Source organism: Calothrix anomala FACHB-343 (genome assembly GCF_014696435.1).
Taxonomy (GTDB): Bacteria; Cyanobacteriota; Cyanobacteriia; order Cyanobacteriales; family Nostocaceae; genus Aulosira; species Aulosira anomala_A.
The window spans coordinates 53240-76472 of the sequence record NZ_JACJQG010000046.1; the positions used below are offsets into that span (position 1 = coordinate 53240).

At 40.9% G+C, this 23233-nt stretch carries 21 protein-coding genes; 11 read left to right on the top strand and 10 right to left on the bottom strand.

All coding sequences use genetic code 11. The annotated features are described in order from the left end of the window. Positions 1 to 63 precede the first annotated feature (63 nt). Together H6G08_RS23645 and rdgB are read left to right on the top strand one after the other, a co-directional pair. Positions 64 to 1500: a phosphoglucomutase/phosphomannomutase family protein gene (locus tag H6G08_RS23645; protein WP_190547341.1), complete on the top strand. Its 1437-nt coding sequence runs from the start codon at positions 64 to 66 to the stop codon at positions 1498 to 1500. Positions 1501 to 1620: 120 nt separating this feature from the next. Continuing rightward, positions 1621 to 2205 (top strand): RdgB/HAM1 family non-canonical purine NTP pyrophosphatase, encoded by a 585-nt coding sequence (gene rdgB, locus H6G08_RS23650; protein ID WP_190547346.1) that lies wholly within the window; start codon positions 1621 to 1623, stop codon positions 2203 to 2205. 170 nt (positions 2206 to 2375) lie between these two features. Here the strand turns inward: rdgB and H6G08_RS23655 are convergent, their stop codons facing one another. The 3 genes from H6G08_RS23655 to thiD form a co-directional block, all read right to left on the bottom strand. Further along, a complete protein-coding gene (locus tag H6G08_RS23655; protein ID WP_017749852.1) occupies positions 2376 to 2714 on the bottom strand; it encodes a P-II family nitrogen regulator in 339 nt (112 codons plus the stop codon). Between the two features lie 439 nt (positions 2715 to 3153). Next, positions 3154 to 3780 carry a hypothetical protein gene (locus tag H6G08_RS23660; RefSeq protein WP_190547348.1) on the bottom strand — a complete coding sequence of 209 codons (627 nt, stop codon included), beginning with the start codon at positions 3778 to 3780 and terminating at the stop codon, positions 3154 to 3156. Between the two features lie 191 nt (positions 3781 to 3971). Next, positions 3972 to 4799: a bifunctional hydroxymethylpyrimidine kinase/phosphomethylpyrimidine kinase gene (gene thiD, locus H6G08_RS23665; protein WP_190547350.1), complete on the bottom strand. Its 828-nt coding sequence runs from the start codon at positions 4797 to 4799 to the stop codon at positions 3972 to 3974. 271 nt (positions 4800 to 5070) lie between these two features. On the opposite strand from thiD, the gene H6G08_RS23670 reads away from it, so the two are divergent. Further along, positions 5071 to 7302, top strand: coding sequence for a PAS domain S-box protein (locus H6G08_RS23670; protein ID WP_190547352.1), 2232 nt, complete (start codon positions 5071 to 5073; stop codon positions 7300 to 7302). A 102-nt stretch (positions 7303 to 7404) separates the two neighbouring features. Here H6G08_RS23670 and H6G08_RS23675 read toward each other — a convergent pair whose 3' ends face one another. Continuing rightward, entirely contained in the window at positions 7405 to 7812 is a 408-nt protein-coding gene (locus H6G08_RS23675) for a hypothetical protein (RefSeq protein ID WP_190547354.1), read from the bottom strand. Between the two features lie 109 nt (positions 7813 to 7921). Between H6G08_RS23675 and H6G08_RS23680 the strand changes: the two genes are divergently transcribed. Both H6G08_RS23680 and H6G08_RS23685 read left to right on the top strand, forming a co-directional pair. Then, a complete protein-coding gene (locus tag H6G08_RS23680) occupies positions 7922 to 9775 on the top strand; it encodes a S8 family peptidase (protein ID WP_190547356.1) in 1854 nt (617 codons plus the stop codon). Between the two features lie 78 nt (positions 9776 to 9853). Next, positions 9854 to 10081 carry a hypothetical protein gene (locus tag H6G08_RS23685; RefSeq protein WP_190547358.1) on the top strand — a complete coding sequence of 76 codons (228 nt, stop codon included), beginning with the start codon at positions 9854 to 9856 and terminating at the stop codon, positions 10079 to 10081. On the opposite strand, the gene H6G08_RS23690 is transcribed toward H6G08_RS23685, so the two are convergent. Continuing rightward, a complete protein-coding gene (locus tag H6G08_RS23690) occupies positions 10078 to 10401 on the bottom strand; it encodes a thioredoxin domain-containing protein (RefSeq protein ID WP_190547382.1) in 324 nt (107 codons plus the stop codon). The two genes, H6G08_RS23685 and H6G08_RS23690, sit on opposite strands and share 4 nt — an antisense overlap. Positions 10402 to 12454: 2053 nt before the next feature. Between H6G08_RS23690 and H6G08_RS23695 the strand changes: the two genes are divergently transcribed. Together H6G08_RS23695 and hetF are read left to right on the top strand one after the other, a co-directional pair. Next, positions 12455 to 12646: a hypothetical protein gene (locus H6G08_RS23695; RefSeq protein WP_190547360.1), complete on the top strand. Its 192-nt coding sequence runs from the start codon at positions 12455 to 12457 to the stop codon at positions 12644 to 12646. Positions 12647 to 13135: 489 nt separating this feature from the next. Next, the gene (hetF, locus tag H6G08_RS23700; RefSeq protein WP_190547362.1) at positions 13136 to 15640 is read left to right on the top strand and encodes a cell division protein HetF; all 2505 of its coding nucleotides are present in this window, start codon (positions 13136 to 13138) and stop codon (positions 15638 to 15640) included. On the opposite strand, the gene H6G08_RS23705 is transcribed toward hetF, so the two are convergent. Beyond that, the gene (locus H6G08_RS23705) at positions 15635 to 15772 is read right to left on the bottom strand and encodes a hypothetical protein (protein ID WP_190547364.1); all 138 of its coding nucleotides are present in this window, start codon (positions 15770 to 15772) and stop codon (positions 15635 to 15637) included. The genes hetF and H6G08_RS23705 overlap by 6 nt on opposite strands. 97 nt (positions 15773 to 15869) lie before the next feature. On the opposite strand from H6G08_RS23705, the gene H6G08_RS23710 reads away from it, so the two are divergent. Further along, a complete protein-coding gene (locus tag H6G08_RS23710) occupies positions 15870 to 16664 on the top strand; it encodes an LmeA family phospholipid-binding protein (protein WP_190547366.1) in 795 nt (264 codons plus the stop codon). Positions 16665 to 16902: 238 nt separating this feature from the next. On the opposite strand, the gene H6G08_RS23715 is transcribed toward H6G08_RS23710, so the two are convergent. Next, positions 16903 to 17688: an MlaE family ABC transporter permease gene (locus tag H6G08_RS23715; protein ID WP_190547368.1), complete on the bottom strand. Its 786-nt coding sequence runs from the start codon at positions 17686 to 17688 to the stop codon at positions 16903 to 16905. Positions 17689 to 18273: 585 nt separating this feature from the next. On the opposite strand from H6G08_RS23715, the gene moaA reads away from it, so the two are divergent. After that, positions 18274 to 19260 (top strand): GTP 3',8-cyclase MoaA, encoded by a 987-nt coding sequence (moaA, locus tag H6G08_RS23720; protein WP_190547370.1) that lies wholly within the window; start codon positions 18274 to 18276, stop codon positions 19258 to 19260. A gap of 56 nt (positions 19261 to 19316) precedes the next feature. Here moaA and rpsD read toward each other — a convergent pair whose 3' ends face one another. Then, entirely contained in the window at positions 19317 to 19925 is a 609-nt protein-coding gene (gene rpsD / locus H6G08_RS23725; protein ID WP_190547372.1) for a 30S ribosomal protein S4, read from the bottom strand. A gap of 8 nt (positions 19926 to 19933) precedes the next feature. Beyond that, positions 19934 to 20152 carry a hypothetical protein gene (locus H6G08_RS23730; protein WP_190547374.1) on the bottom strand — a complete coding sequence of 73 codons (219 nt, stop codon included), beginning with the start codon at positions 20150 to 20152 and terminating at the stop codon, positions 19934 to 19936. A gap of 447 nt (positions 20153 to 20599) precedes the next feature. Here H6G08_RS23730 and H6G08_RS23735 point away from each other — a divergent pair, with 447 nt between their 5' ends. Next, positions 20600 to 21196, top strand: a complete 597-nt coding sequence (locus H6G08_RS23735; protein WP_190547376.1) for a hypothetical protein — start codon at positions 20600 to 20602, stop codon at positions 21194 to 21196. Positions 21197 to 21290: 94 nt separating this feature from the next. Here the strand turns inward: H6G08_RS23735 and hetR are convergent, their stop codons facing one another. Continuing rightward, positions 21291 to 22190 carry a heterocyst differentiation master regulator HetR gene (hetR, locus tag H6G08_RS23740; protein ID WP_096642223.1) on the bottom strand — a complete coding sequence of 300 codons (900 nt, stop codon included), beginning with the start codon at positions 22188 to 22190 and terminating at the stop codon, positions 21291 to 21293. A 419-nt stretch (positions 22191 to 22609) separates the two neighbouring features. Between hetR and H6G08_RS38280 the strand changes: the two genes are divergently transcribed. Next, complete coding sequence (locus tag H6G08_RS38280; protein WP_277877835.1) at positions 22610 to 22732, top strand: hypothetical protein; 123 nt, start codon at positions 22610 to 22612, stop codon at positions 22730 to 22732. Positions 22733 to 23233 lie beyond the last annotated feature (501 nt).

Below are 23233 nucleotides of genomic sequence, written 5' to 3' on the forward strand. Positions count from 1 at the left end.
TATTTTTTTAATAAAGCTTACAGTCTAAATGATAGAATCCTCAGTAAAAATTAGGATAACTCCATGCCAGTTGTAGCAAACTCCATCAAATTTGGTACAGACGGCTGGCGAGGTGTGATTGGTGAAGAATTCACCTTTGAACGCCTAGCCTTGGTTGCACCAGTTGCCGCGAAAGTATTATATGATACTTATTTTTCAATTGTCGGGACTAAGAAAATAGTTGTCGGCTACGATCGCCGATTTATGGCAGAAGATTTTGCCCGTGCTGTCGCTGATGCTGTTACTGCTATCGGATTTGATGTGCTACTCAGCGATAGTTATGCGCCCACTCCGGCTTTTAGCTGGGCGGCGAAACAACTTAATGCTTTGGGTGCTTTGGTAATTACTGCCAGTCATAATCCTGGTGCATATTTAGGATTAAAAGTCAAGGGATATTTTGGGGGTTCGGTATCGCCAGAATTTACCAAAGAAATAGAAACACTTTTACCGCAAGGAGTACCTACAGCAGCTACACCTGGTAAAGTGGAGAAATTTGACCCTTGGCCCAGCTATACGGCAGGTTTAGAAGGTAAAGTTGATATTAGCAAAATTCGCACAGCGATCGCTGATGGGAGATTAACTGTATTTGCCGATGTCATGCATGGAGCTGCGGCTACTGGATTAGCTAGATTATTGGGCGATCGCGTCCAGGAAATCAACAGCGATCGCGATCCTTTATTTGGTGGTGGTGCGCCAGAACCCTTACCAAAATACCTCTCCCAGCTATTTACAGTCATCAAAAATCACCGCGCCAGCAATCCAAATAACTTAGCTGTAGGTTTAGTATTTGATGGTGACTGCGATCGCATCGCCGCCGTTGATGGCGATGCTAACTTTTTAAGTTCTCAAGTCTTAATTCCGATATTAATTGACCATTTAACCTTACGGCGTAGTTTTACAGGTGAAATCGTCAAAACAGTCAGTGGTTCTGACTTAATTCCCCTAGTAGCTGCATTACATAAACTCTCTGTCTTTGAGACACCTGTTGGCTATAAATATATTGCTGACAGAATGTTAGCTGCAGAAGTTTTGTTAGGTGGTGAAGAATCGGGAGGAATTGGCTATGGTAGCCATATTCCTGAAAGAGATGCACTGCTATCAGCTTTATATGTGCTAGAAGCCATAGTTGAATCAGGACAAGATTTAGGGGAATATTACCGACAGTTACAACAGCAAACAGGCTTTGATTCCGCCTACGATCGCATTGATTTACCCCTAGCGAGTATGGAAGTGCGATCGCGGCTTTTGCAACAACTGCAAACCCAACCATTAACAGAAATAGCCGGACAAGCTGTAACTGACTGTCAAACCATCGACGGCTATAAATTCCGCCTAGCTGATAATAGCTGGTTAATGATTCGCTTTAGCGGAACCGAACCAGTTTTACGCCTGTACTGCGAAGCCGCTACAATCGATCGCGTACATGAAACTCTTGCTTGGGCGAAACACTGGGCGACGTAAAATTAGTCAATAGTCAAAAGTCCACAGTCAAAAATTCCTAACCATATTGACTATTGACCATTGACCATTGACTATTGACATTGACCAATGTACAGACGCGATTAATCGCATTTCTGACCAATGACTAAACAACTTATAGTAGCCACAGGTAACCCCGGTAAGTTAAAAGAAATGCAAGCTTATCTGGCTGATTCTGGCTGGGAATTATCCCTGAAACCGGAAGAATTAGAAATTGAAGAGACAGGGGAGACTTTCGCCGCTAATGCTTGTCTGAAAGCTTCCCAAACCGCCAAAGCTACGGGACAATGGGCTATAGCTGATGATTCTGGCTTACAAGTAGATGCTTTAGATGGCGCACCAGGGGTTTATTCTGCACGTTACGCAAGAAACGACGCCGAACGTATTGCTAGAGTATTAAGCGAATTAGGCGCGGAGATTAACCGACAAGCGCAATTTGTTTGCGTAATTGCGATCGCCAGTCCTGATGGTGAAATAGTCCTGCAATCTGAAGGTATTTGTCGCGGTGTCATCCTTCATGCGCCTCGCGGTACTCGTGGTTTTGGCTACGATCCGATTTTTTATGTGCCAGATAAACAATTAACCTTTGCGCAGATGACACCACAATTAAAGCGATCGCTTAGTCATCGTGGTAAAGCTTTTACAGCGTTACTTCCGCAATTAGCAAAGCTGAGTCCTGAGTCATAAGTTGGGAGTTTGGAGTAAATTTTGCGTTAATTTAGTGTGAAAAGATGATATTTCACCATTTTTTCAAAACTCTCTTAATATAGAGGTATTAAGCATCTTCTAAAAACCCAAAACTTTACTCTATTAACTCTTTTTTAACCACTCAGTACTCAAAACTCAGCCATCAGATTTTAAACTGCTTCTGTATTCTTTTCTCCCGTCCGAATCCGAACAACTTGTTCCACAGGCGAAATGAAGATTTTACCATCACCAATTTCACCAGTGCGGGCAGCAGCAATAATTTTGTCTACCACCATATCAACTTGGTTGTCTTCCACAACGATTTCTACTTTCAGTTTTTGCAGAAACTCGACGGTGTACTCAGAACCGCGATAGCGTTCGGTTTGACCTTTTTGTCTCCCAAATCCGCGAACTTCGGAAACAGTCATCCCAACAATACCGGCATTTACCAAGGCAATTTTGACTTCATCCAGCTTAAATGGACGGATAATTGCTTCTACTTTTTTCATTAAATTGGACTCCTTGTTTCTACTAGCTTTGTTTATCTATCTAACCAGATTCTTTGTCTGAGACTTTAACTAGTAGAACTATTTTAAAAATATATGTAATAATTTACGACTTTAAATGACAGATGGGAACAGTTCTTAAATTAACTATGGCAATGTATTTGTTATTAAACTATTTTTTGTGATTATGATATCAAAAAAACAAGCATATTTTTGCATGAAAATATGTATTTTTTGTTAACAAAAAATAGGTAAATGTCCTGAAATATTAATTTATACCAATTCAAAATTCAAAATTCAAAATTCAAAATTAAGAAACCAAACACAACAAGGGTTTGGGGCTGTGCATCTGTCGCAATCATTTTTCAAATTGGTATTATAATTGTGAGGGCGAAATTTTTCAACAAGTATCAAGTTACAACTGCAATACAGACAGATGTAACTAACGGCTCTGGTGTTCAAATAAAGGTCGCACAACCAAATACCCAGCACTAAAAGCTGCCAGCATAATTAATAAAATACTAATAACTAACCACCAACCGCTAATTTCCTTAGTTTTTGACTCATTAGCAGCATAATACCTAACTTCCTGCTCTTCTATAAAAACTGGTTGCGGTGTTGGCGGGATCATTTCCATCACAGGCGCAGAGACGGAAGCAGCTGGAATTTTACTACTTGGGGTTTCCGATACAGGTGGACGAGGACGCGCAACTTGCTGCTGGGGACGTGCTTTTGTGGCTGCTTTTGGCGGTGCTGTCTTTTTCCCTTGGGTATTATTAGCAGGTGCTGGACTATTAGCTTGGTTATTAGCTATATTTGGCTGTTGTCCGGGAACATCCACCAATTTTTGTAACCGCAGACAAGATTGAATCAATTTAGTCATTTCCTGACGTAGTAGTTGATTTTCTTGTGTTAATTGCTGGTTTTTAGTAGATAGGCTTTTTAATTGTGCTTGTGCTGTTTGTAACTCATCTGCTAATTCCCGATATACAGACAGGGGTACTGAGGGGGGATAAGTGGGTGTATTTTGTGTATTTGGATTGCTGTAAATAGAATTTGTTGCTTGCATAGGTTACTTAGCATGAAAAATTAGAGTAGGTTATGGTTCTAGAGATACTATCAGAGATAGTCAACACTGAAACTATGCCCAAGAATAATAGAAAAATGATAACAGGGCAAAGATTTTTGCAGGAGATGATGAAATAATTACATACTAAGTACCTTAAAGCCCTATTGGCTTGAAGTACAGCAGATAACATACTAATTGTTATTTTGCAGTAAAGGGAAAAAATGTCCTACAGGGCCTTGTCCTTGACCAATATCAAGAGAGTAAGTGAGGGCAGTTGTAACATAGTTCTTTGCCTGTTGTACTGCTGTGAATATATCGTAGTTTTTAGCTAGGTTAGCCGCGATCGCAGCTGATAAAGTACAACCAGTACCATGAGTATTTTTTGTATCTATCAACTGAGTTGACAAGGTTGATAATTGTTCGCCATCAAACCAGATATCAACACCATGTGCTTTTCCCTCCATTCCACCACCCTTTACCAAAACCGCTTTCGCGCCTAATTTCTGGTGAATAATTTGCGCTGCTGCTTGCATATCATCCAGGCTATCAATAGTTAACCCACTCATAATTTGCGCTTCATAACGGTTTGGCGTCACAATAGCCGCCTGGGGGATTAAAGCATGGCAAAGAGTATATACTGCATCATCATCAATTAATTGTGCCCCAGTACGTGACACCATTACTGGATCTACTACCAAATTCTGAATTTGCAAAGCCTCTACCTGCTGCGCCACAGCTAAAATAATTTCCTGATTGAGTAACATTCCTGTTTTCGCAGCTTGCACACCAATATCTTCAACCACAGCTTGTATTTGCGCCACTACAGCCTCAGTAGCGATCGCATCAACTCGCCTGACACCCAAAGTATTTTGTGCCGTAATGCAGGTTATAGCACTAGTACCGTGAACGCAGTGAAACGCAAAAGTACGTAAATCAGTTTGAATTCCCGCACCACCGCCACTATCAGAGCCAGCAATCGTTAAGGCAACAGGTATCCTAGATTTTGTCACAGCATTCATCAGATTAATTTTTTACCTGCATTGATTGTAAATAATTACCACAATCAAAACCAAATTCTAGATTTTGACCGTAGATTTTCCAGTGTTAATAGTTAATCCTGTTAATTCCTTAGCCAACCCAATCAAACAACAAATTTTAACAAAAGCTTGTGTAGTCTTGCGGATTTTTGGGCATTCTAACTAAAGTTACTTCTAAAAATCAGTTCGGCTGGGCGCAAAAAGTATTGTGAAGACAAATATATAAATATACAGTGAAAAAACATAAAGCAGTATGTCTACTGAAGCTATATACGAAGAGCTAACAACTTTACGCCAACGCACTGAGCAGTTAGAGAAAGCTTTCTCCTCAGCAACTCGTGCTGTTAAACAGCAATATCGATTGTGGATAGATTCTCAACGTGCAGGGGAAACTGTAACAGAACTGCGGCATAGATTGTCATTTATGATACAGCGTCATCCATTAGGAGTAATTTCTTGGAATTTGGCTTTTGAGGTGACAGACTGGAATCCAGCAGCAGAGAAAATATTTGGCTATAGCGAGCGGGAAGTACTAGGACGCCATGCAGCAGATATTATAGTAGCTGAAGGTGATAAACAGGAAATAAATGCCGCTTTTACCCAATTTACTCAGCAAAAACAGGTAATACCTAATACTAGCCAGAATTGTACTAAAGATGGCAAAAAAATCACTTGTAAGTGGTATCACACACCTCTAACTGATTTACATGGCAAGCTCATAGGTTTATTATCAATCGTTGAAAATATCACTGTAGCGCCTGTCACAGAAGTTACCAAAATAGCTTCTGAGAATGACGATCAACAATTAATTGCCAATCTACCTGCTATGGTTTACCAGTTTCAACTAGAACCAGATAATAGCGCTTCTTTCGTGAAAATCTTATCTGGTTCTCAAGAAATTTACGGTATCAAACCAGAAGTAGGACAACAAAATTGTAAATTATTCACAGAAGCAGTTCATCCCTGCGATCGCCAATCTTTTTTAGAGTCTATCGCTATTTCTGCCCAAACATTACAAACTTGGCATTGGGAAGGAAGGATTTTATCTAGTTGCGGTCAGTGGAAGTGGGTACAAGGTCTTTCCCAACCAGAGGTACAATCAACAGGGAAAATTCTTTGGGATGGGTTATTGATTGATATCACTAATCGCAAAACAGCATTCACAGAAGCACCAACAACTATTTTCCCCGCACAAAGTGAAGCCATGTTTCGCAGCTTAGTGGAAAATTTAGATGATATAATTTATACTTTATCTCTAGACGGTAAGTTTACTTATATTTCCCCTAGCTTCACTGAGATGTTTGGCTATGAAATCTCAGAATTTATCGATAAATCTTTTGCTTCGATAATCAATCCTGAAGATATCACCAGTTATGAAACAATTCTGCAAAAAATTCTCGAAATTGGTAAAAAGCAACCTGGAATAGAAGTGAGAGTTAAACGTGCAGATAGTAGTGATTGCTGGATTGTTTTTAACGCTTCACCGATAAAAAATGCTGCTAGTAAAGTAATAGGTTTTCAGGGTAATATGCGAGATATTACTGAGCAGAAACTTACCGAAGCAGATTTAGTGCGATCGCAAACTCAACTTAAACAGCAAACCTCTGAATTACAGCAAACTCTCCAAGAATGCCAACGCATTCAATCACAACTAATCCAGAGTGAAAAAATGTCTTCTATTGGTCAACTAGTAGCTGGAGTTGCCCACGAAATCAATAATCCCGTCAATTTTATTTACGGTAACTTAGCCCACGCAAACAACTATACTCACGACTTATTAAATTTTCTCAAGCTTTACCAAAAACACTACCCTAATCCTCCTGCAGAAATTACAGAAGAAGCCGAAGCCATCGACCTCGATTTTCTCTTACAAGACTTACCACATCTTTTATCTTCCATGAAAGTAGGTGCTGACCGTATCCGTAAAATTGTCGCTTCTTTACGTACCTTCTCCCGTTTTGATGAAGCCGATTTAAAATTTGCGGATATTCATGAAGGTATAGATAGCACCTTAACCATCCTAGATTACCGTTTAAAAGCCAAACCCAACCGCCCCACCATTCAAGTAATCAAAGAATACGGCGATTTACCTTTAATTCAGTGCTACGCCGGACAACTAAACCAAGTATTTATGAACATCTTAGCTAATGCTATCGATGCTCTCGAAGAAAGTTATGAGTTACAAAAGTTAGCTTGTGATTGTCTTACCATCCGCATTTGTACTGAAAAAATCAACGCTCAAAATATCACTATCCGAATTGCTGACAACGGCCCTGGTATAACAGAACAAGTTATAAATCGCTTATTTGACCCCTTCTATACAACCAAGCCTGTAGGTAAAGGTACAGGTATGGGTCTATCCATTAGTTACCAAATTATCACCGAGCGTCACAACGGCTCAATCAAATGCATCTCATCACCCGGACAAGGTGCTGAATTCGTCATTGAAATTCCGATTGAACAGTCAATAGTCAATGGTCAATAGTCAATAGTCAATGGTCAATGGTCAATGGTCAAAAATATAGTCTTTTTATCCTCCTTGTCTTCCTTGTCCTCCTTGTCCCCCTTGTCCCCCCCAATGCCCAATTTACAATACTCCCTGTAAAAACTTGCCCCATTCCGCAGCTAAAGGAATTTCTGTAAACGGAACGCGCACTGATTGAGGTTTTTCTGCAAAAAGAAATTCCAACTCAATCTGACGACCTTTTTCAGGTGGATTGTCTATCTCTACTATTTTGTCATCCACTAAAAGTTGGATTTTTTGCACATCAACTAAAGAAAAAGTTTCCAGTTTAATCGGCCCTTTCGGCGTGGGTTTTCCCCAAGTTATATCCTGACCCTTTTGACCCAATACCGCATAAATATCATATTTAGCTCGTTCAAATTGCTCTGCCCAAGAGCGGTAAGCCTCAACTTTTTGATACTCTTTTGAACCTTGCCAAGCCAACCAGAAAAACATGAATAATAAGGGTAACCACAAAAGACCGCGTTCCATTGTTGAAAAATCCTGAGTACAAATTTTAACTTACGTGCAAAATACACCAATCCGAGCCAGAGATAAGTTATGTTAGTGAGCAACTGGCAAAAAGCGGTGATGAGTTTATATGAGAAGGCTTATATTATTTTGCTTGTTTGTCATTGGGTTGGTAGCTGCTGTATTTGGGTTCCTCAATTTTCAGGGACTAGCAGCTAAAGGCGAGTTTGAGACGATTTTGCTAGATTTTCGCGAAGATATACCTAAAGAGGTAGTAGAGAAAGATCTGCAAGCGATCGCTCAACAATACCAGGTTACACCCCAATTGGATAATAAATTTTCAGCAAAAGATAATGTGTATATTATCAAAGGCGATCGCCAACGGCTGAAAGAACTGCAAAAATCTCAATTCAAATCGGCTACAGAGTTTATCGAGCCAAATTATATTTACAAAAAGATTCCCCAACCGGGTGAAGCTGCTTTCTTGGGCGAATTTTTAAAACCCAACGAAGACGAAGATGATGTTAGTCCTTCCTTAACTGGCCCTAACGATCAGTATTACAGCAAGCAGTGGAACTTGCACCAAATTGGCATTGAAGCCGCTTGGAATCAAACTAAAGGTAGTGGCGTGACAGTCGCCGTCATCGATACGGGAATTACTCGCGTCCGCGATTTATACGAAACGAAATTTGTTAAAGGTTACGATTTCGTCAACGATAGAGAAGACGCCAAAGACGATAACGGACATGGTACCCATGTAGCAGGTACCATTGCTCAAGCCACTAACAATAAATATGGTGTAGCTGGTATTGCCTACGAAGCCAATCTCATGCCTTTAAAGGTACTGAATGATTATGGTGGCGGTACAGTAGCCGATATTGCCGAAGCAATTAAATTTGCTGCTGATAAAGGCGCAGATGTGATTAACATGAGCTTAGGTGGTGGTGGTGAAAGCCAGTTAATGAAACAAGCCATTGACTACGCCCACAACAAAGGTGTTGTCATTATCGCCGCAGCTGGTAACGAAAATGCCAATGGAGCCAGCTATCCCGCCCGTTATCCCCATGTAATCGGCGTTTCTGCATATGGCCCCGATGGTGAAAAAGCCCCTTATTCTAACTTTGGTGCAGGAGTAGATATCTCCGCCCCTGGTGGTAGTGAAGCTGGGAAGATTCTCCAAGAGACAATCAACGAAAATGGCGAAGGCGTGTTTCTTGGCTTCCAAGGAACAAGTATGGCATCTCCCCACGTGGCTGGCGTAGCTGCACTCATCAAAGCCAAAGGCGTTCAGAATCCCGATGAGGTTTTACAAATCCTCAAACAGTCATCGCGAGTTATCCAAGACGACAGTTTAAATTATTACGGCGCTGGACAACTCAACGCTGATGCTGCAGTTAAACTCGCCACTGAAGGTCAAATTAGTTTCTCCGATTTCTTCCGTTGGTTGCGGGATAACGGCTATCTTAACCCCGGCTTTTGGATTGATGGCGGTGCTGTTGCACTCCTACCCAAGATTTTGATGGTACTAGGTTCCTATCTATTAGCTTGGTTCTTACGAGTTTACTTTCCCTTCTCTTGGAGTTGGTCATTATCCAGTGGTTTAATTTTTGGCAGTTCGGGATTATTCTTCCTCAAAGGATTTTATATCTTCGACCTACCTCAATGGCCGTTCCGCCTGTTAGGCAGTTCGATTCCTGAATTAGGTAACGCTATTCAAGGAACCGATGCTTTAAATCCCCTATTTGCTAGCGTTTTAATTCCCTTTGTGCTTATCGCCTTATTGTTGGGACATCCTAGCGGTAAATGGTTTGCAATTGGTTCAACTTTAGGTGTCGCTGCATGTTTAACCATCAGTGCAGTTTACGACCCTACAGTTTGGGGATTAGGTGATAGTTACTTAGCAAAAATATTTCTGATTGCTAATGCCCTACTCTGTTACGGATTAGCGCAGTTATCGTTGAAAAATGAAAAGCAAGTAGCTTAACTTAAGAGGGAATACAGGGAGCGTAATTCAAAATATTACTCTCCCTCATATTTTATCCTCTCAACATTCAGCAATTTTATGAGTACTACAGTTACAGGCACAATCGAACATCGTGACATTGGTACTGGTGCATGGGCGCTAGTTACCGATGATGGCGTTACCTATGAACTACCCAGAAGTACAGATAAACAGCTACTCAAATCAGGACAAACAGCCAAAGTCACAGGAAAAGTGCGTGACGATATTATGACAGCCGCCATGATTGGCCCTGTCCTAGAAGTAAAATCCTTTGAGGTAATTAATTAATTCTGACTAGCTGTGGAATTGAGTACTTCTTGTAAACGACTTCTAAATTCTCCTTTGGGATGACCTCCTTTCACCTCACCGATGATTTGAAACTCTCCTTCAGGAGAATCACAAACAATGTAAGTAGGCCATCCCATTTCTGATTTATCAGGATACTGAGTTAATAAAATTTTGCGATACTTGCGGTAAGTAGCTGTATCCTGCATCTTGACATCAATAAATTGCAAATTCAACTCCTCAGCCACTTTTTTGTCATAGAAAGACATTTTGTGGCAAATACCACATTCTTCTGAGGAAAATTTAATTACCGCTAAATTCATCTGACTTTGCGACTCTTGAAGATATAAGCAAGCAAATCTAGTATAAAACATTCAAGATTGGCATCTTAGCGCCACAGGTAAGACTTACCCCAGTAGTCCATTAACGTAAATCTCATAGCCAGAGTGTTAGTCTGCAAATCCTCACAAAACTAGCCGATAAAAGTTGCCAGAGCCGAAAAGTTGTGTAAAACTGGGAATGGGCTTACAAGCTTATAAATAATGGAACCTCCCCAAAAGCACAACGTCTTATTAGGTTGAAAGCTTATTCTTCCTAGAAGGCAAGCTAAAAACGGTTTGGTTCAGAGAGCAAAATTCTAAAGAAATAATTAAAAATTTTGCCCCATATATTACTGGAATATCTATTGCATCAGCCTTCTAGCAAATATAAGGTTAAAAATTTAGTCAATAACTGACATCAAGACCTAGCAAAAACAATGGTAAAATAGATTCACTTAACAGTTAACGCCAGGTAAGCGATCGCGAAACTGAAAAAAATCAGTATTTAGTTGGGCAGTGGCAAGAAGATAACAACACAATTGTTGTGTTAAGATATTGCCCTCACTACCTAAATAATCGGCAGCTAACCGCCAACTATCTCCTCAAAAAATCCCCAGTAGGTATAAGCCTACTAGGGGAGTTAGTTATCAGGGTGCATCTACCACTTCACTGTTCTTAGGTTCAAGGCCATCCTCCGGATAAATTTTGATTGAGGATATTCCTCTGGTTTCAAAAATAAAAAACCCTAGTAAGTATAAACCTACTAGGGGAGTTAGTTATCAGGGTGCATCTACCATCTACTTGTTCTCGAATAAATCTAGGCAATCCGGATAAAATTGTCACAAATGCAGTAACTAGAAAATGACCAGAAAAAACCCCCCAATGGTGGCAGCCAATGAGGGGAGTTAGTTATCAGGGTGCATCTACTAGTTTATGTATTCTTCACTGAGAGACTAAATCCGGACAAAATAGGCACATAAAATTAACTAGTGCAAAACCAAAATAAAACCCCTAATGAGTTTGAGCCAATTAGGGGAGTGGATTATCAGGGTGCATCTACCTCTTCACTATTCTCAGTGCAGCTACTACAATCCGGAATAAAATCAGAACGCAGGGTGTAAAACCAGTGAATCATGACAAAAACCCCCTAGTGAGTTTGAGTCAACTAGGGGAGTGGATTATCAGGGTGCATCTACCTCTTCACTATTCTCAGTGCAGCTACTACAATCCGGAATAAAATCAGAAAATAGTGGCGTGGCAAGGCTAAAATGTTGCAAAAAAATGTAGGTTGGGTTGACGTAAGGAAACCCAACACCAGCATCTATGTTGAGTTTCTGAAATTCATGTTGGGTTTCGCAAAGCCTCAACCCAACCTACATCTCATGCACTATTTTAGTTATGTCAGTCCAGGAGGGTGTAATGCCAGTAAATCATGACAAAAATCCCCTAGTGAGTTTGAGTCAACTAGGGGAGTGGATTATCAGGGTGCATCTACCTCTTAATTATTCCCAGTGCAGCTACTAAAATCCGGATAAAATTTTTACCTAATCAGGTGTGAAAATAGCAAATAATCATAAAAATCCCCTAGCGAGTTTGAGTCAACTAGGGGAGTGGATTATCAGGGTGCATCTACCTCTTAATTATTCCCAGTGCAACTACTAAAATCCGGAATAAAATTTTTATCAAGGTGCGATCGAGGTGTGTTCTACGAAACAATCAAAAAATCCCCTAATGGGTAGCAACCAGCTAGGGAATTTTACTCTGATGGTTACTCTGATGGTGCATCTGCCATTATTATTTTTCTCAAAAAAATAAGTAGCTCCGGACAAAATTGCCACAATCATGATGATTATGTTGTTTCAACGAGAAAAAAATCCCCTAGAAGGTTTGAGCCAGCTAGGGGAGTTAGTTATCAGGGTGCATCTACCATTTCATTGTTCTCAAAAAAAATAAGTAGCTCCGGATGAAATTGTCACAATCATCATGATTATGTTGTATCAACCAAAAAAAAATCCCCTAGAGGGTTTGAGCCGACTAGGGGGAGTTAGTTATCAGGGTGCATCTACCATTTCATTGTTCTCTAAGTAACTGGCATCATCAGGATAAATTTTTTATCTATTCAGCTAATCACGAAAAATTTCACAACCAAACATCAAAATCTCGCTTAAGAGTCAACAGTCAACAGTCAACAGTCAACAGTCAACAGTCAACCGTCAACCGTCAACCGTCAACACTACTTTCAAGTTAGTTGACAAACATAAAAAACCCCCAGAAGGCGTTAGCCAACTAGGGGAGTTAGTTATCAGGGTGCATCTACCATTTCATTGTTCCCAGATAAACCACCACGATCCGGATAAATTGACTAAAATGTTTATTTTAGTTAGATGTCCAAAAAAATCATGGATGCTAGCGAGAAAAGATGACAGATGAGGAGTTCTAGACTAAACATTTGTTAAAAATACCTATATGAAATTTTGTTGCTATTCGTCAACATAAAAAAATCCCCAAGTCAGCATCAGCCAACTAGGGGAGTCGAAGATCAAGGTGCATCTACCAATAAAGTGTTCTATTGTGATGCCAGCTAATCCGGATAAAGTTATAAAAGCCAAAAACGTAAAATCACGAAGATTGAGAAACATCTCAGTGGCAAGATGCATCTAAGGTATCAGAAAGAGCGAAAAATCGACTTGAAACTTTCGCGTTTCAAACCTGATTTAGGAGGCTAATAGGAGAAGTTGTGACCCAGGAATTTCAAATTTCCGTAACCCCAGTAGGGCAAAATGACTACTTGGTACGCACGGAACAAGTTGCGCCTGGGGTGCCATTGGCAGAAGAACTGGTGACTTGGCCTGTAGCTGATTGGTTAGCAGCTGCTGGACATCTAATGAATGACCCTTTGATGTCAGTTTTACAGGGGGATGCGTTTGCAAGAAACTCTGTTAACCTGGTGGCTTTGGGTCAACAACTGTATAATGCACTGTTTCAAGGCACTCTCAGGGATAGTTGGATTACGGCACAAGGTATAGCCCAAAACCAGCAACAGGTATTGCGTTTACGTTTAGGGCTGAAAGACACGAGGTTAGCGCGTCTACCTTGGGAAGTAATGCACGCAGGGGATCGGCCTCTAGCTACCGGGCCTTACGTTACTTTTTCTCGCTATCAAACTGGCATTTTGCCAGCTTCTCGCCTGCAATCGCACAACATACCACAACCACTAGAAGCCTCTGGGATCAAAGTTTTGATGGTAATTGCTTCGCCTACAGATCAGAATCGTCTGGAGTTGCTGAAACATGAAGCCATCAAACTCCAAATGGAACTGAATCGACATGTCCCGCGAGTTGGGGAAAGTGGCAATTATATTCCTGATATAGAACTGACGGTGTTAGATCAACCAGGGCGGGAAGAATTAACTCAAGCTCTGGAACAAGGAAGATATCATGTACTGCACTACTCTGGCCATAGTAATTTAGGTGCCAGTGGTGGTGAAATTTATTTGGTTAGTAATAGAACTGGTTTAACAGAAACTTTAACTGGGGACGATTTGGCAGGCTTGCTTGTCAATAATAATATTCAAATGGCTGTGTTTAACTCCTGTTTAGGAGCATACAGTGCTAACGCCGATCGCACTGAAGAAACAGGAGAACGTAACCTCACAGAAAGTTTGGTGAAACGCGGGCTGAGAAGCGTCTTAGCTATGTCAGAGCGGATTCCTGATGAAGTAGCGCTGACTTTGACTCAATTGTTTTACCGCAATTTGAATCAGGGATACTCTGTAGATTTGTGTCTGAGTCGAGTGCGTCAGGGATTAATTTCTGCCTATGGTTCTCACCAGATGTACTGGGCTTTACCAATTCTCTATCAACAACCGGAATTTGACGGTTTTCTGAGTCCAGAAATTCCCGATAGTGGGGAATTAGGAAATGAGTATAATCCGCCTTTAAGACCAAATGCAACGGCGATGTACTCTGCTGTAGATGAACCTGATATGCCTTTACCAATAGAGGAGATGATCCCTAATAGTTTGGCGCGGGAATCTTCAGGGCTGGATTGGCTGGGAGAAGAGACTTGGGGCGATTTGGTTGATGAAATTGAATATGACGATCCATCCTATGCAGAAGATTCGGCTTTAGTTTCCGATTTGTTTCGCCAACTAGATCGTCAAAATGTCTTATCTGACGATTCGCCAATGACGGCAGAACTGGTACAACATTTAAATGATAGCGGTGCGCGATCGCGATCGGTTCCCCAAGATGTCAATGAATCAGACCAAGAAATTAGTTTTTGGGAAGAAGAGCCGATCGCATCCGATGAAACTACTGCAAATACCTCAAATTATGCCAAAAATTGGCAGAATGCTGCTGTTGGAAGTTCAAGCAATAATGCGCGTAAAAACCGCAAAAAGTCGCAATTTTTGCCAATTTTCGGGATGGTGGGAGCAGGAGCGATCGCAATTGTTGCTGGTGTTTTTTGGTGGCAAAATCACCAATTATCGAAGTTACCGGACATTCCCCCCATTCCTACCCAGCCAATCACTACCGAAAATCATCCGCCTATCGATTTAAAGAATGCCCCTACGGGTATTGTTAGCGCTACTGCTACTGAAAAAATCAGCCAAGGTGATTTACAAAGCGGACTGGAGGCTGTGGAGGAATTACTTAACCGTGGGGTTATTCCAGCTGCACAAGCCGCTTTAAATCTTGTGCCAAAACAACAAGTTAATAATCCATCTGTGAATTTTCTCAAAGGACGATTAGCTTGGCAATCAGTTCAACTTCAAGATCCAAAATACAGCGTTGATGATGCTCGCCGTTTTTGGGAAAGTGCTGTGAAAGCCGATCCCGATTCTTTTTTATATAACAATGCTTTAGGGTTTGCTTACTACGCCGAAGACAATTTAAATCGAGCTAATGATTCTTGGTTTAAAGCTTTGAATTTAGCTTTGAAAAAACAGAATATTGCTAGTACTACATCAATAGCTATCAGCGCCGCCGCAACAGTACCTAAAGATGCTTTAACTTCCTATGCTGGCTTGGCTTTAGGACTTTATAAATCTTCATATAGACAAACATCTAATAAACAATCTCAATATCTCAATGAGGCTATTAAACTCCGCCAAATGGTGATTAAGGACGATCCGGTAAATTTCCAGGTAGATAAATTAAGTAATAATTGGTTGTGGACGCCAAAAGCAATTGACGATTGGCGATCGCTACTGCAAGAAAAAGGTCAGCAGCAGCTATAATTCGTAATTCGTAATTCGTAATTCGTAATTTAGCGCGATCGCACTTTTTTGTCTGGAGATGGCGATCGCTTCCATGCTAGGATGATTTTTTGGTGTATTTTCATACATTTTCTGCGATCCATCAGTTATCATACCCCCTACCTATCAGCACAATTAATTGGGGATCGCTTGCTGTATTGTTCACAATTTGTTACAAAAGTACAAAGAACTTCTAGAGACGCAAAAGCTCATGTTCGGCGGACTTACTGGTTTCACAGATCCTAAAAGCACAGATTGGGGTGAGCGGATGCTCAACACAGTCGCCAGCCAAACGATTCGCCACCTGTTTACCCAAAGCGAGTCAGTAGAAGTCTTTGTGCGCTGCTATCCCTCCAGCAAACTGTTGCAAGGCAGCATTGATAGTTTCAAGATGAGCGGACGTGGCTTAGTCATCCGTAGAGAATTTGCTGTAGAGGAGATGTCTTTTGAAACGGATGCAGTCGCTATTGATTTCGGCTCGGTTTTAAGTGGCAAATTAACTCTCAAACAACCTACTCAAGCGATCGCCCAAGTAGTATTATCAGAAACCGGGATTAATCAAGCTTTTAATGCTGAATTAGTGAAAAAACGGTTAGTAAACCTGTCTTTACCAGCTTTAACAGAGTTATCTGGCGGTAAACCAGTTTCTTTCCCAAAAATTCAAGTACAGCTATTGCCAGAAAATCGCCTCCGGATTTTAGCCAAGGCAGATTTAGATAATGGGGAACTTGTACCCTTAATTATGACTGTCAGTTTAGCTGTAGAACGGCGGCGACGGGTTTCTTTCAAAGATCCAAAACTAGAGCTAGACTCTGTTCCCGAAGCTCAAAAGGAAACTTCGCGCACTTTAAGCCTCGCATTGGTAGAAATTTTAGATAACATGGTTGATTTAGATCGCTTTGACCTTGATGGGGTGAAAATGCGACTTAATCGTTTAGAAACTGAAGGACAAAAATTAATTTTCAGTGGCTATGCTGAGATTGAGCGCATACCTAGTACTTCTTGAGTGCAAAATATAATCACCCCAGGAGGGGGAAGTCAAAAGTCAAAAGTCAAAAGTCAAAAGTCAAAAGTCAAAAGTCAAAAGTCAAAAGTCAAAAGTCAAAAGTCAAAAGTCAAAAGTCAAAAGTCAAAAATCAAAAGTCAAAAATCAAAAGTCAAAAGTCAAAAGTCAACAGTATTCAATTCCCCTCGGAACAAGTGAAACAAACACATTTTTATGGTTTACATAAAAGCAATGCTATTTAAAGTGTAGGTTTTTCAAACAATACTAAAGATAAAAAGAAATCCATCATAAAAATTGCTACCCAAGTAGTGACAACTGCTGTTGTTGCTGATTCTCCTACTTCCTTAGCTCCGCCTCTGGTAGTTAGACCCCAACTACAGCCATTAACAGCAACTATAGCGCCAAAAATAAACCCTTTAAGCAACACAATCCATAAATCTGATGGCTGTAAAAAACTTCTAACCGACTCTAAAAATGCGTCGGGACTAATTTGATAAAACTGCGATGCGACAAAAATTCCGCCCATGATGCCGGTGACTAAACCAAAAATTGTTAATAATGGAGTCATCAAACAGCAAGCAATGACTCGCGGAAGCACTAAATAATCAATGGGATCGGTTCTGAGCATGTGTAGTGCATCAATTTGGTCTGTGACTCGCATTGCACCTATCTCGGCTGCAAATGCTGAACCAACTTGACCAGCAATAATACTAGCAGACAATATAGGCCCTAATTCTCTGCAAAAAGCTAAAGCAAATGCACCGCCAACAGTGTGCAAAGCGCCATATTTCACTAATTCTCTAGCTGTTTGAATAGTAAAAATCATCCCAGCAAATCCACCGACTAAAAGCACGGGAGACAGTGAAGCCGGGCCAGCAGTCACCATGTGTTCGAGAATTTTCCGGTGATAAGTTTTTCCTTGGAGTAAACGCAGCAATACTTGACCCAAGAGAAACATTACAGAAAAACAGCGAGAAACTGAAAATTGCTGGGTATGTTTTCTATGTTGTACCTTTAATACCATCTATTTATCCCTCAAAATGATTGTTCAAAGTTTGTGATTAGGGCAAATTTACCTAATATAGACAATTAAGGGAAATATATTGAATCTATACATTTAAAGCAATCAATTATCAAAATCAGCTACAAATTACTGAGAACGTTAAAAGGATAACCCATTCTAGTTGCTTATGAACATTTTGGATATATGGCAATCTAGCTGGAAAATGGGGGCTAGGGGCTAGAGGCTAGGGGCTAGAAAAGAGAGATTTTCATGTTTGGTTGTGGGTTTTTCCGATGAGGGGCTGTCTTGAAAATAGCGTTGACTGTTGACTGTTGACTGTTGATTGTTGACTCTTAAGAGAGAGTTTTATGTTTGTGATGAGATTTTCTCGCGATCGGCTGATTTATTTGCGTTGTGAGGGAATAAGGAACAGAAAAGAAGGAAAATTCTGTATTCAGTTTTTTGCAAAAATTGCATAGGCGTCTGCGAGAAATTTGTATAGATTCTATGTTGACAATAGAAACTAAAAAAAATGAGAGGCTGGGATAGGTTGCATCTCACTTACGCAAATAGACGGAAATAGAATAGAAATAAACACGCTCAAACATGAACCAGGTAGATTACCTCAGAATTAGCTTAATCGATCGCTGCAATTTCCGGTGTCAGTACTGTATGCCGGAAGGTGCAGAAATAGACTATATTCTCCAGCAGCAACTTTTAACTGATGTGGAACTCCTGACTCTGATTCAAGAGGTATTTATCCCTGTGGGTTTTACCCGATTTCGTTTGACTGGGGGGGAACCCTTGCTACGTCCTCATGTGGTGGAATTAGTGAGAGCGATCGCTTCTTTTCCCCAAACTCAAGATTTATCGATGACAACTAACGGCTTTCTCCTCGCCCCCATCGCCCAAAATCTCTACGATGCTGGTTTGCGGCGGATTAATATTAGCCTCGATTCCCTAGAACCAGAAATTTTTGACCAAATTATTGGGAATCGTGGACGGGGAAAGTGGGAGCAAGTTTGGCAGGGGATTCAAGCGGCTTATAGTGTTGGTTTTGACCCCTTAAAGCTGAATGTAGTGGTGATTCCTGGGGTAAATGACCATGAAGTCCTGAATTTAGCTGCGCTGACTCTTGAGCGCAACTGGCACATCAGATTTATTGAGTTTATGCCGATTGGTAACTGGCAATTATTTGGCGATCGCGGATGGGTTTCTTCTGCTGAATTACGGCAACAAATCCGCGATCGCTGGGGCTTGACAGAATCGCAAGTTTGTGGTGCTGGGCCTGCTGATGTGTTTCAAATTCCTGGAGCGAAGGGAACATTGGGATTCATCAGTCAGATGTCTGAGTGTTTTTGCGATCGCTGTAATCGGATGCGCTTGAGTGCAGATGGTTGGCTGCGTCCTTGTTTATTAAATGAAAATGGTCAAATTGATTTAAAAACTGCTCTCCGGGCTGGTATTAGCACCGCACAATTACAAGAGCAAGTCAGAGAATTATTGGCCATTAAGCCAGAAATTAACTTTAAACAGCGAGAATCCGGGACTGAGGGCAGTTATACGCGAACTATGTCACAAATTGGCGGTTAGTCAATAGTCATTTGTCCTTTACAAACTCAGGACAAATGACCAAAGACAAATGACTATTACGCTTGGCGTGAGTAGTATTCCACAACCAGCAGTTCGTTAACTTGTAGCGCCACCCATTCTCTTTCAATAACACCGTTGACTTTACCAACCAGTTTGGCTTTATCAAACTCCAGATGACTGGGAAGGTTAGCTAGTCCCGGATATTGGAGGTTGGTTTCTACCAATTTCCGCGATGCTTCTTTATTCCTGACAGAAATTTCTTCTCCAGGACGACATTGATAGCTAGCAATATTCACTACACGTCCATTGATAGTGATATGACCGTGATTTACCAATTGACGCGCTGCGGGAATAGTGGGAGCTAAACCCAAGCGAAAAACGGTATTATCTAGGCGCATTTCTAGCAGTTGTAACAGTGCTTGTCCGGTAGAACCAGTAACACGTCTTGCTTTGCGCACATAGCGTAACAATTGCTTTTCGGTCAAACCGTAGTTTAAGCGCAGCTTTTGTTTTTCTTCTAGACGGATAGCATATTCAGAACGTTTTTTGCGATTCTGACCATGCTGACCAGGGGGATAAGCGCGTCTAGCACTTTTACGAGTTAATCCTGGTAAGTCACCTAAGCGGCGTACAATTCTGAGGCGAGGCCCTCTATATCGGGACATGTGTTTCCTTAATCTAATCCTGTTTCAACTTTACCCAGACATTTTATTTTGACACTTCCCCAACGAAACAAATAAAGCGATCGCTGATTTGTTTCGTTAAGTCGGGGAATTCTTGGTTTGATGAAAATACTTTCTCTAACAGAATCAATTCCACCAGAATCAAAGTATTTTTTGCACCAGTTGCTTGAGTTCGGTACAACCGACAGCGATCGCTTCCACTTTAGCAAGCAAAGCGATACTTTCCTAAAGCACTAGTTTTCAAGCTTAAACTCCCCAGTGCCCCTGGGTACTCAGACCCATTGTTTTTTGTTTGCTAGTTTCGTAGACTACTCAATCACTAGATTGATTCACGTAGTATTTCCCACAAGAAATACTTTTTATGTTGCCTACTTATCTTCGATCAAAATATATTAGCACATTGAAACAAGAGAAATCCTCTTGCCAGAGGTTCAATCCCTAAATCTAGCGCTGTTTAGGCGAAAAAAGCTGATTGGCAAAAAGACGCAATGAGGCGGAGAAATCACAAATGCCCCAAGCCCCTTGTAGAATTTTATGTTACTGCGTTATGCTCAAAAATGCTGCGAAAATTACCCAGAACTACAGGTGCGATCGCGCTGATTGAGTTAGCATAACCTTGGTGTTTGGAGAATGGGAATCTTAAGGAGTAAAAATCGATGAGCAAAAAAGGCGGTTCTGACTATAAAATATTGTCGGCTAAAACAGTTAAGGTCACAGCGCCAGTTTTAGCGATCGCCGGATGGTTAGCAACGATGGTTCCCACTATGGCTATCAATGCTTCCTACAGCAATAATGATTTCCGTGCCTGTGCCGGTCAGCTATTGCGCTTTAATATCAATGCGGACGCGGCTTCACAAGCTTGTGCTGGCGCGCTACGTCCCAGAGATTTGTCTTCCTGCGTAGTTTCCATTAGCAGACAGACAAAAATAAATGCTGTAGATGCTCTCAATACCTGTAGACAGGTACGACGCCCTGAGGAATTAGCAAGCTGTGTAGTTGCCATTAGTCGCATTCCCACTCAGGAACAACCTAACCTCAATATTGTGAACTACTGCGGTCGGAGTTTGTTACCTATTCGCTTTGGTCAGTGTGTGGTTGGCTTGCGGAGTGAACTGAAATTAGCACTCGATCAAGCATTAAACACCTGTATCAGTGGTAGCGATACAATTAGTACTTCGACATCTGTAGTTATTCCGCAAGCTCCTAGTGCTACAGAATCCCTTCCAAATTTAGGAACGGGTGGAACCCGCTAGGTAGTAATTAAAGCTCCCATCTATAAGCTAGGGGGGAGCAGGGCGCGCGAGCAGACAAAGTCCGTAAATGGCTCTCGCTCCTTAAGTTGATTTATCAGTCTTCTTTTTTACCAAAAGCTAACTGTAAAATCATCGGAATGCCCCCTTCTTGGTGATACCTATCAGCCCAAGCCCGCAGCACTTCATCCAATTCTTCCATTGCTTGCTCAAAGCGTTCTGGTGGAATGTCCAGTTCTTCTAAAGCACGCATAGAATTTGGTCGCCGTTCTGCCCAATCTTTCATTAGCCGGAAATACCTTGCGGTATCTTCAACCATGATATAGGTGCGCTCTTGGTCGTCTGCGGGAGCGTAGAAAGGACGAGTCAGCGCATAGAAAGGCATACCCCAAGGAGAATCTATCCGAGTTACCGTGCCAGAGTAAAGCAGGCGGCGCTTGATATGCTCCGCTAAAGCTTCGCTCAAAGGCATTTGATGCTCAACGGGCATGTCTTCTTGCGATCGCTTGTGCAAAAATTCGATTAACTCTAAAAATTCAAAAGAGGTAATTAACTGGGCATCAGGCAGATTACTAGGTAGTTTCTGCTCAATTTGCCTTTTTTCCTCGGTTGTCAGACTTGTACCGGGAATGCGTGATTTCCCAGGACGCCAAGGATATTTCTCCATCCAGACATAAGGCAATTGAATCAAATAGCGCGGTTCTTGAGAACCTAGCATTTTCAACAATTTTCCTTCAGTCAGGGCTTGTCTGACCTCTTCCACAATGATTTTGACCCGTTTCGGTTCCAAGTGGTGCAAATGCCCTGTCATCCGCAGGTTTTGCCCTTGCTCCAGGTAGGTCATATAGATTGCGCATTTGGCTGCTGTGGCCGCTGCATCTAAAAATGCCCCATGCCTGTGCCCACTAGTCCGCATGGCACTAAAAGCCAGATAAAGCATGATCTGATCCATCGCACTGGGGCCTAGCCGTTTGATCAGATCTATGTCGTTACTCATATAACAGACAGTTAAATAGCACGTTTACAAATTTATTCGCCGTAGGAAAGTAAGTAGTATACACCCGACTGAAGGCAATATTGTCACTTCAGATTATTTATTATGCGTCAACTATGAAGTTGTTGCTAGTCATAATTGTGAATTTCCGCGTAATCTCTGGCACATAGTTATAAAAAAGTATTTTGCTGTAATTTATATATCATGTATCAGTATTTTTACTTAAATAATAATACCTTTTTCCTGGACTTGCTTTACATTATCGGCAAAATTACAAAATGTTGTTTTCATGGTTTGTGTCCAAAATATCTTATATCTGTTAGTTAAATTCTGAACTATTTTTGGCTGTATTTTATACTTAGTTAATTAACAAAATAAATATTTATAAATAAGAAATCTATATAATTAGTTAATACTTAAATTTGGCTGCAAGTTATGCGATCGCCACAAATTTATACCGTTATACAGCCCAGCAAATTTTAGCCGCATACTATAAACTGCAACTTAACCAAATACAAAACCAAGCTGCTTGGACTTCTTGCTAAAAGATGACCATAGCTAGCCTTAATCTACTGATGTATCCTTGGTTTTATCAGCATCGTAGACTGCAAGTAGAGTCAATTAATCAATTTTTAGTTGTTTTTCTAAAATTCTAGCTTTATCATACCATTTTTTGCGATTAATTTGCAAGTATTAATGATTTTCTTAGTAGCTTGATGATATGAGTAATAATTTTTTATACAGAAAGTAAATTAATTATTATAGAAATTTGAAACCTACTTATTCGACTAGGATATACGATAAAGCACTCAAATAACTGCTAAAAATTCCTCTGATATGAGGGTTATGCTTTATTGAGATAGAGAAAAAATGTTAAATAACAATTTATATCAATAGGTATAAAGAAATAGACAAGAGTTATCGGTGATATTGAGATCCTGGGAGCATCCCAAATGTGCAAAAACGCCCTCACCCTATAAGGGTGGGGCTAGAAATACGAAGCCTGCCTTCGCAGGCTATCAAACTTTTAGCCTGCGAAGGCAGGC

What these genes read in the sequence shown, in the direction of transcription:
- thiD (WP_190547350.1), bottom strand. Translation starts at nt 4,799, where the DNA reads ATGAATGCTGTGACAAAATCTAGGATACCTGTTGCCTTAACGATTGCT.
- H6G08_RS23660 (WP_190547348.1), bottom strand. Translation starts at nt 3,780, where the DNA reads ATGCAAGCAACAAATTCTATTTACAGCAATCCAAATACACAAAATACA.
- H6G08_RS23690 (WP_190547382.1), bottom strand. Translation starts at nt 10,401, where the DNA reads ATGAATTTAGCGGTAATTAAATTTTCCTCAGAAGAATGTGGTATTTGC.
- H6G08_RS23680 (WP_190547356.1), top strand. Translation starts at nt 7,922, where the DNA reads ATGAGAAGGCTTATATTATTTTGCTTGTTTGTCATTGGGTTGGTAGCT.
- H6G08_RS23670 (WP_190547352.1), top strand. Translation starts at nt 5,071, where the DNA reads ATGTCTACTGAAGCTATATACGAAGAGCTAACAACTTTACGCCAACGC.
- moaA (WP_190547370.1), top strand. Translation starts at nt 18,274, where the DNA reads ATGAACCAGGTAGATTACCTCAGAATTAGCTTAATCGATCGCTGCAAT.
- H6G08_RS23685 (WP_190547358.1), top strand. Translation starts at nt 9,854, where the DNA reads ATGAGTACTACAGTTACAGGCACAATCGAACATCGTGACATTGGTACT.
- rpsD (WP_190547372.1), bottom strand. Translation starts at nt 19,925, where the DNA reads ATGTCCCGATATAGAGGGCCTCGCCTCAGAATTGTACGCCGCTTAGGT.
- H6G08_RS23735 (WP_190547376.1), top strand. Translation starts at nt 20,600, where the DNA reads ATGAGCAAAAAAGGCGGTTCTGACTATAAAATATTGTCGGCTAAAACA.
- H6G08_RS23655 (WP_017749852.1), bottom strand. Translation starts at nt 2,714, where the DNA reads ATGAAAAAAGTAGAAGCAATTATCCGTCCATTTAAGCTGGATGAAGTC.
- hetR (WP_096642223.1), bottom strand. Translation starts at nt 22,190, where the DNA reads ATGAGTAACGACATAGATCTGATCAAACGGCTAGGCCCCAGTGCGATG.
- rdgB (WP_190547346.1), top strand. Translation starts at nt 1,621, where the DNA reads ATGACTAAACAACTTATAGTAGCCACAGGTAACCCCGGTAAGTTAAAA.
- H6G08_RS23675 (WP_190547354.1), bottom strand. Translation starts at nt 7,812, where the DNA reads ATGGAACGCGGTCTTTTGTGGTTACCCTTATTATTCATGTTTTTCTGG.
- H6G08_RS23645 (WP_190547341.1), top strand. Translation starts at nt 64, where the DNA reads ATGCCAGTTGTAGCAAACTCCATCAAATTTGGTACAGACGGCTGGCGA.
- H6G08_RS23705 (WP_190547364.1), bottom strand. Translation starts at nt 15,772, where the DNA reads ATGATAACTGATGGATCGCAGAAAATGTATGAAAATACACCAAAAAAT.
- H6G08_RS23715 (WP_190547368.1), bottom strand. Translation starts at nt 17,688, where the DNA reads ATGGTATTAAAGGTACAACATAGAAAACATACCCAGCAATTTTCAGTT.
- H6G08_RS23710 (WP_190547366.1), top strand. Translation starts at nt 15,870, where the DNA reads ATGTTCGGCGGACTTACTGGTTTCACAGATCCTAAAAGCACAGATTGG.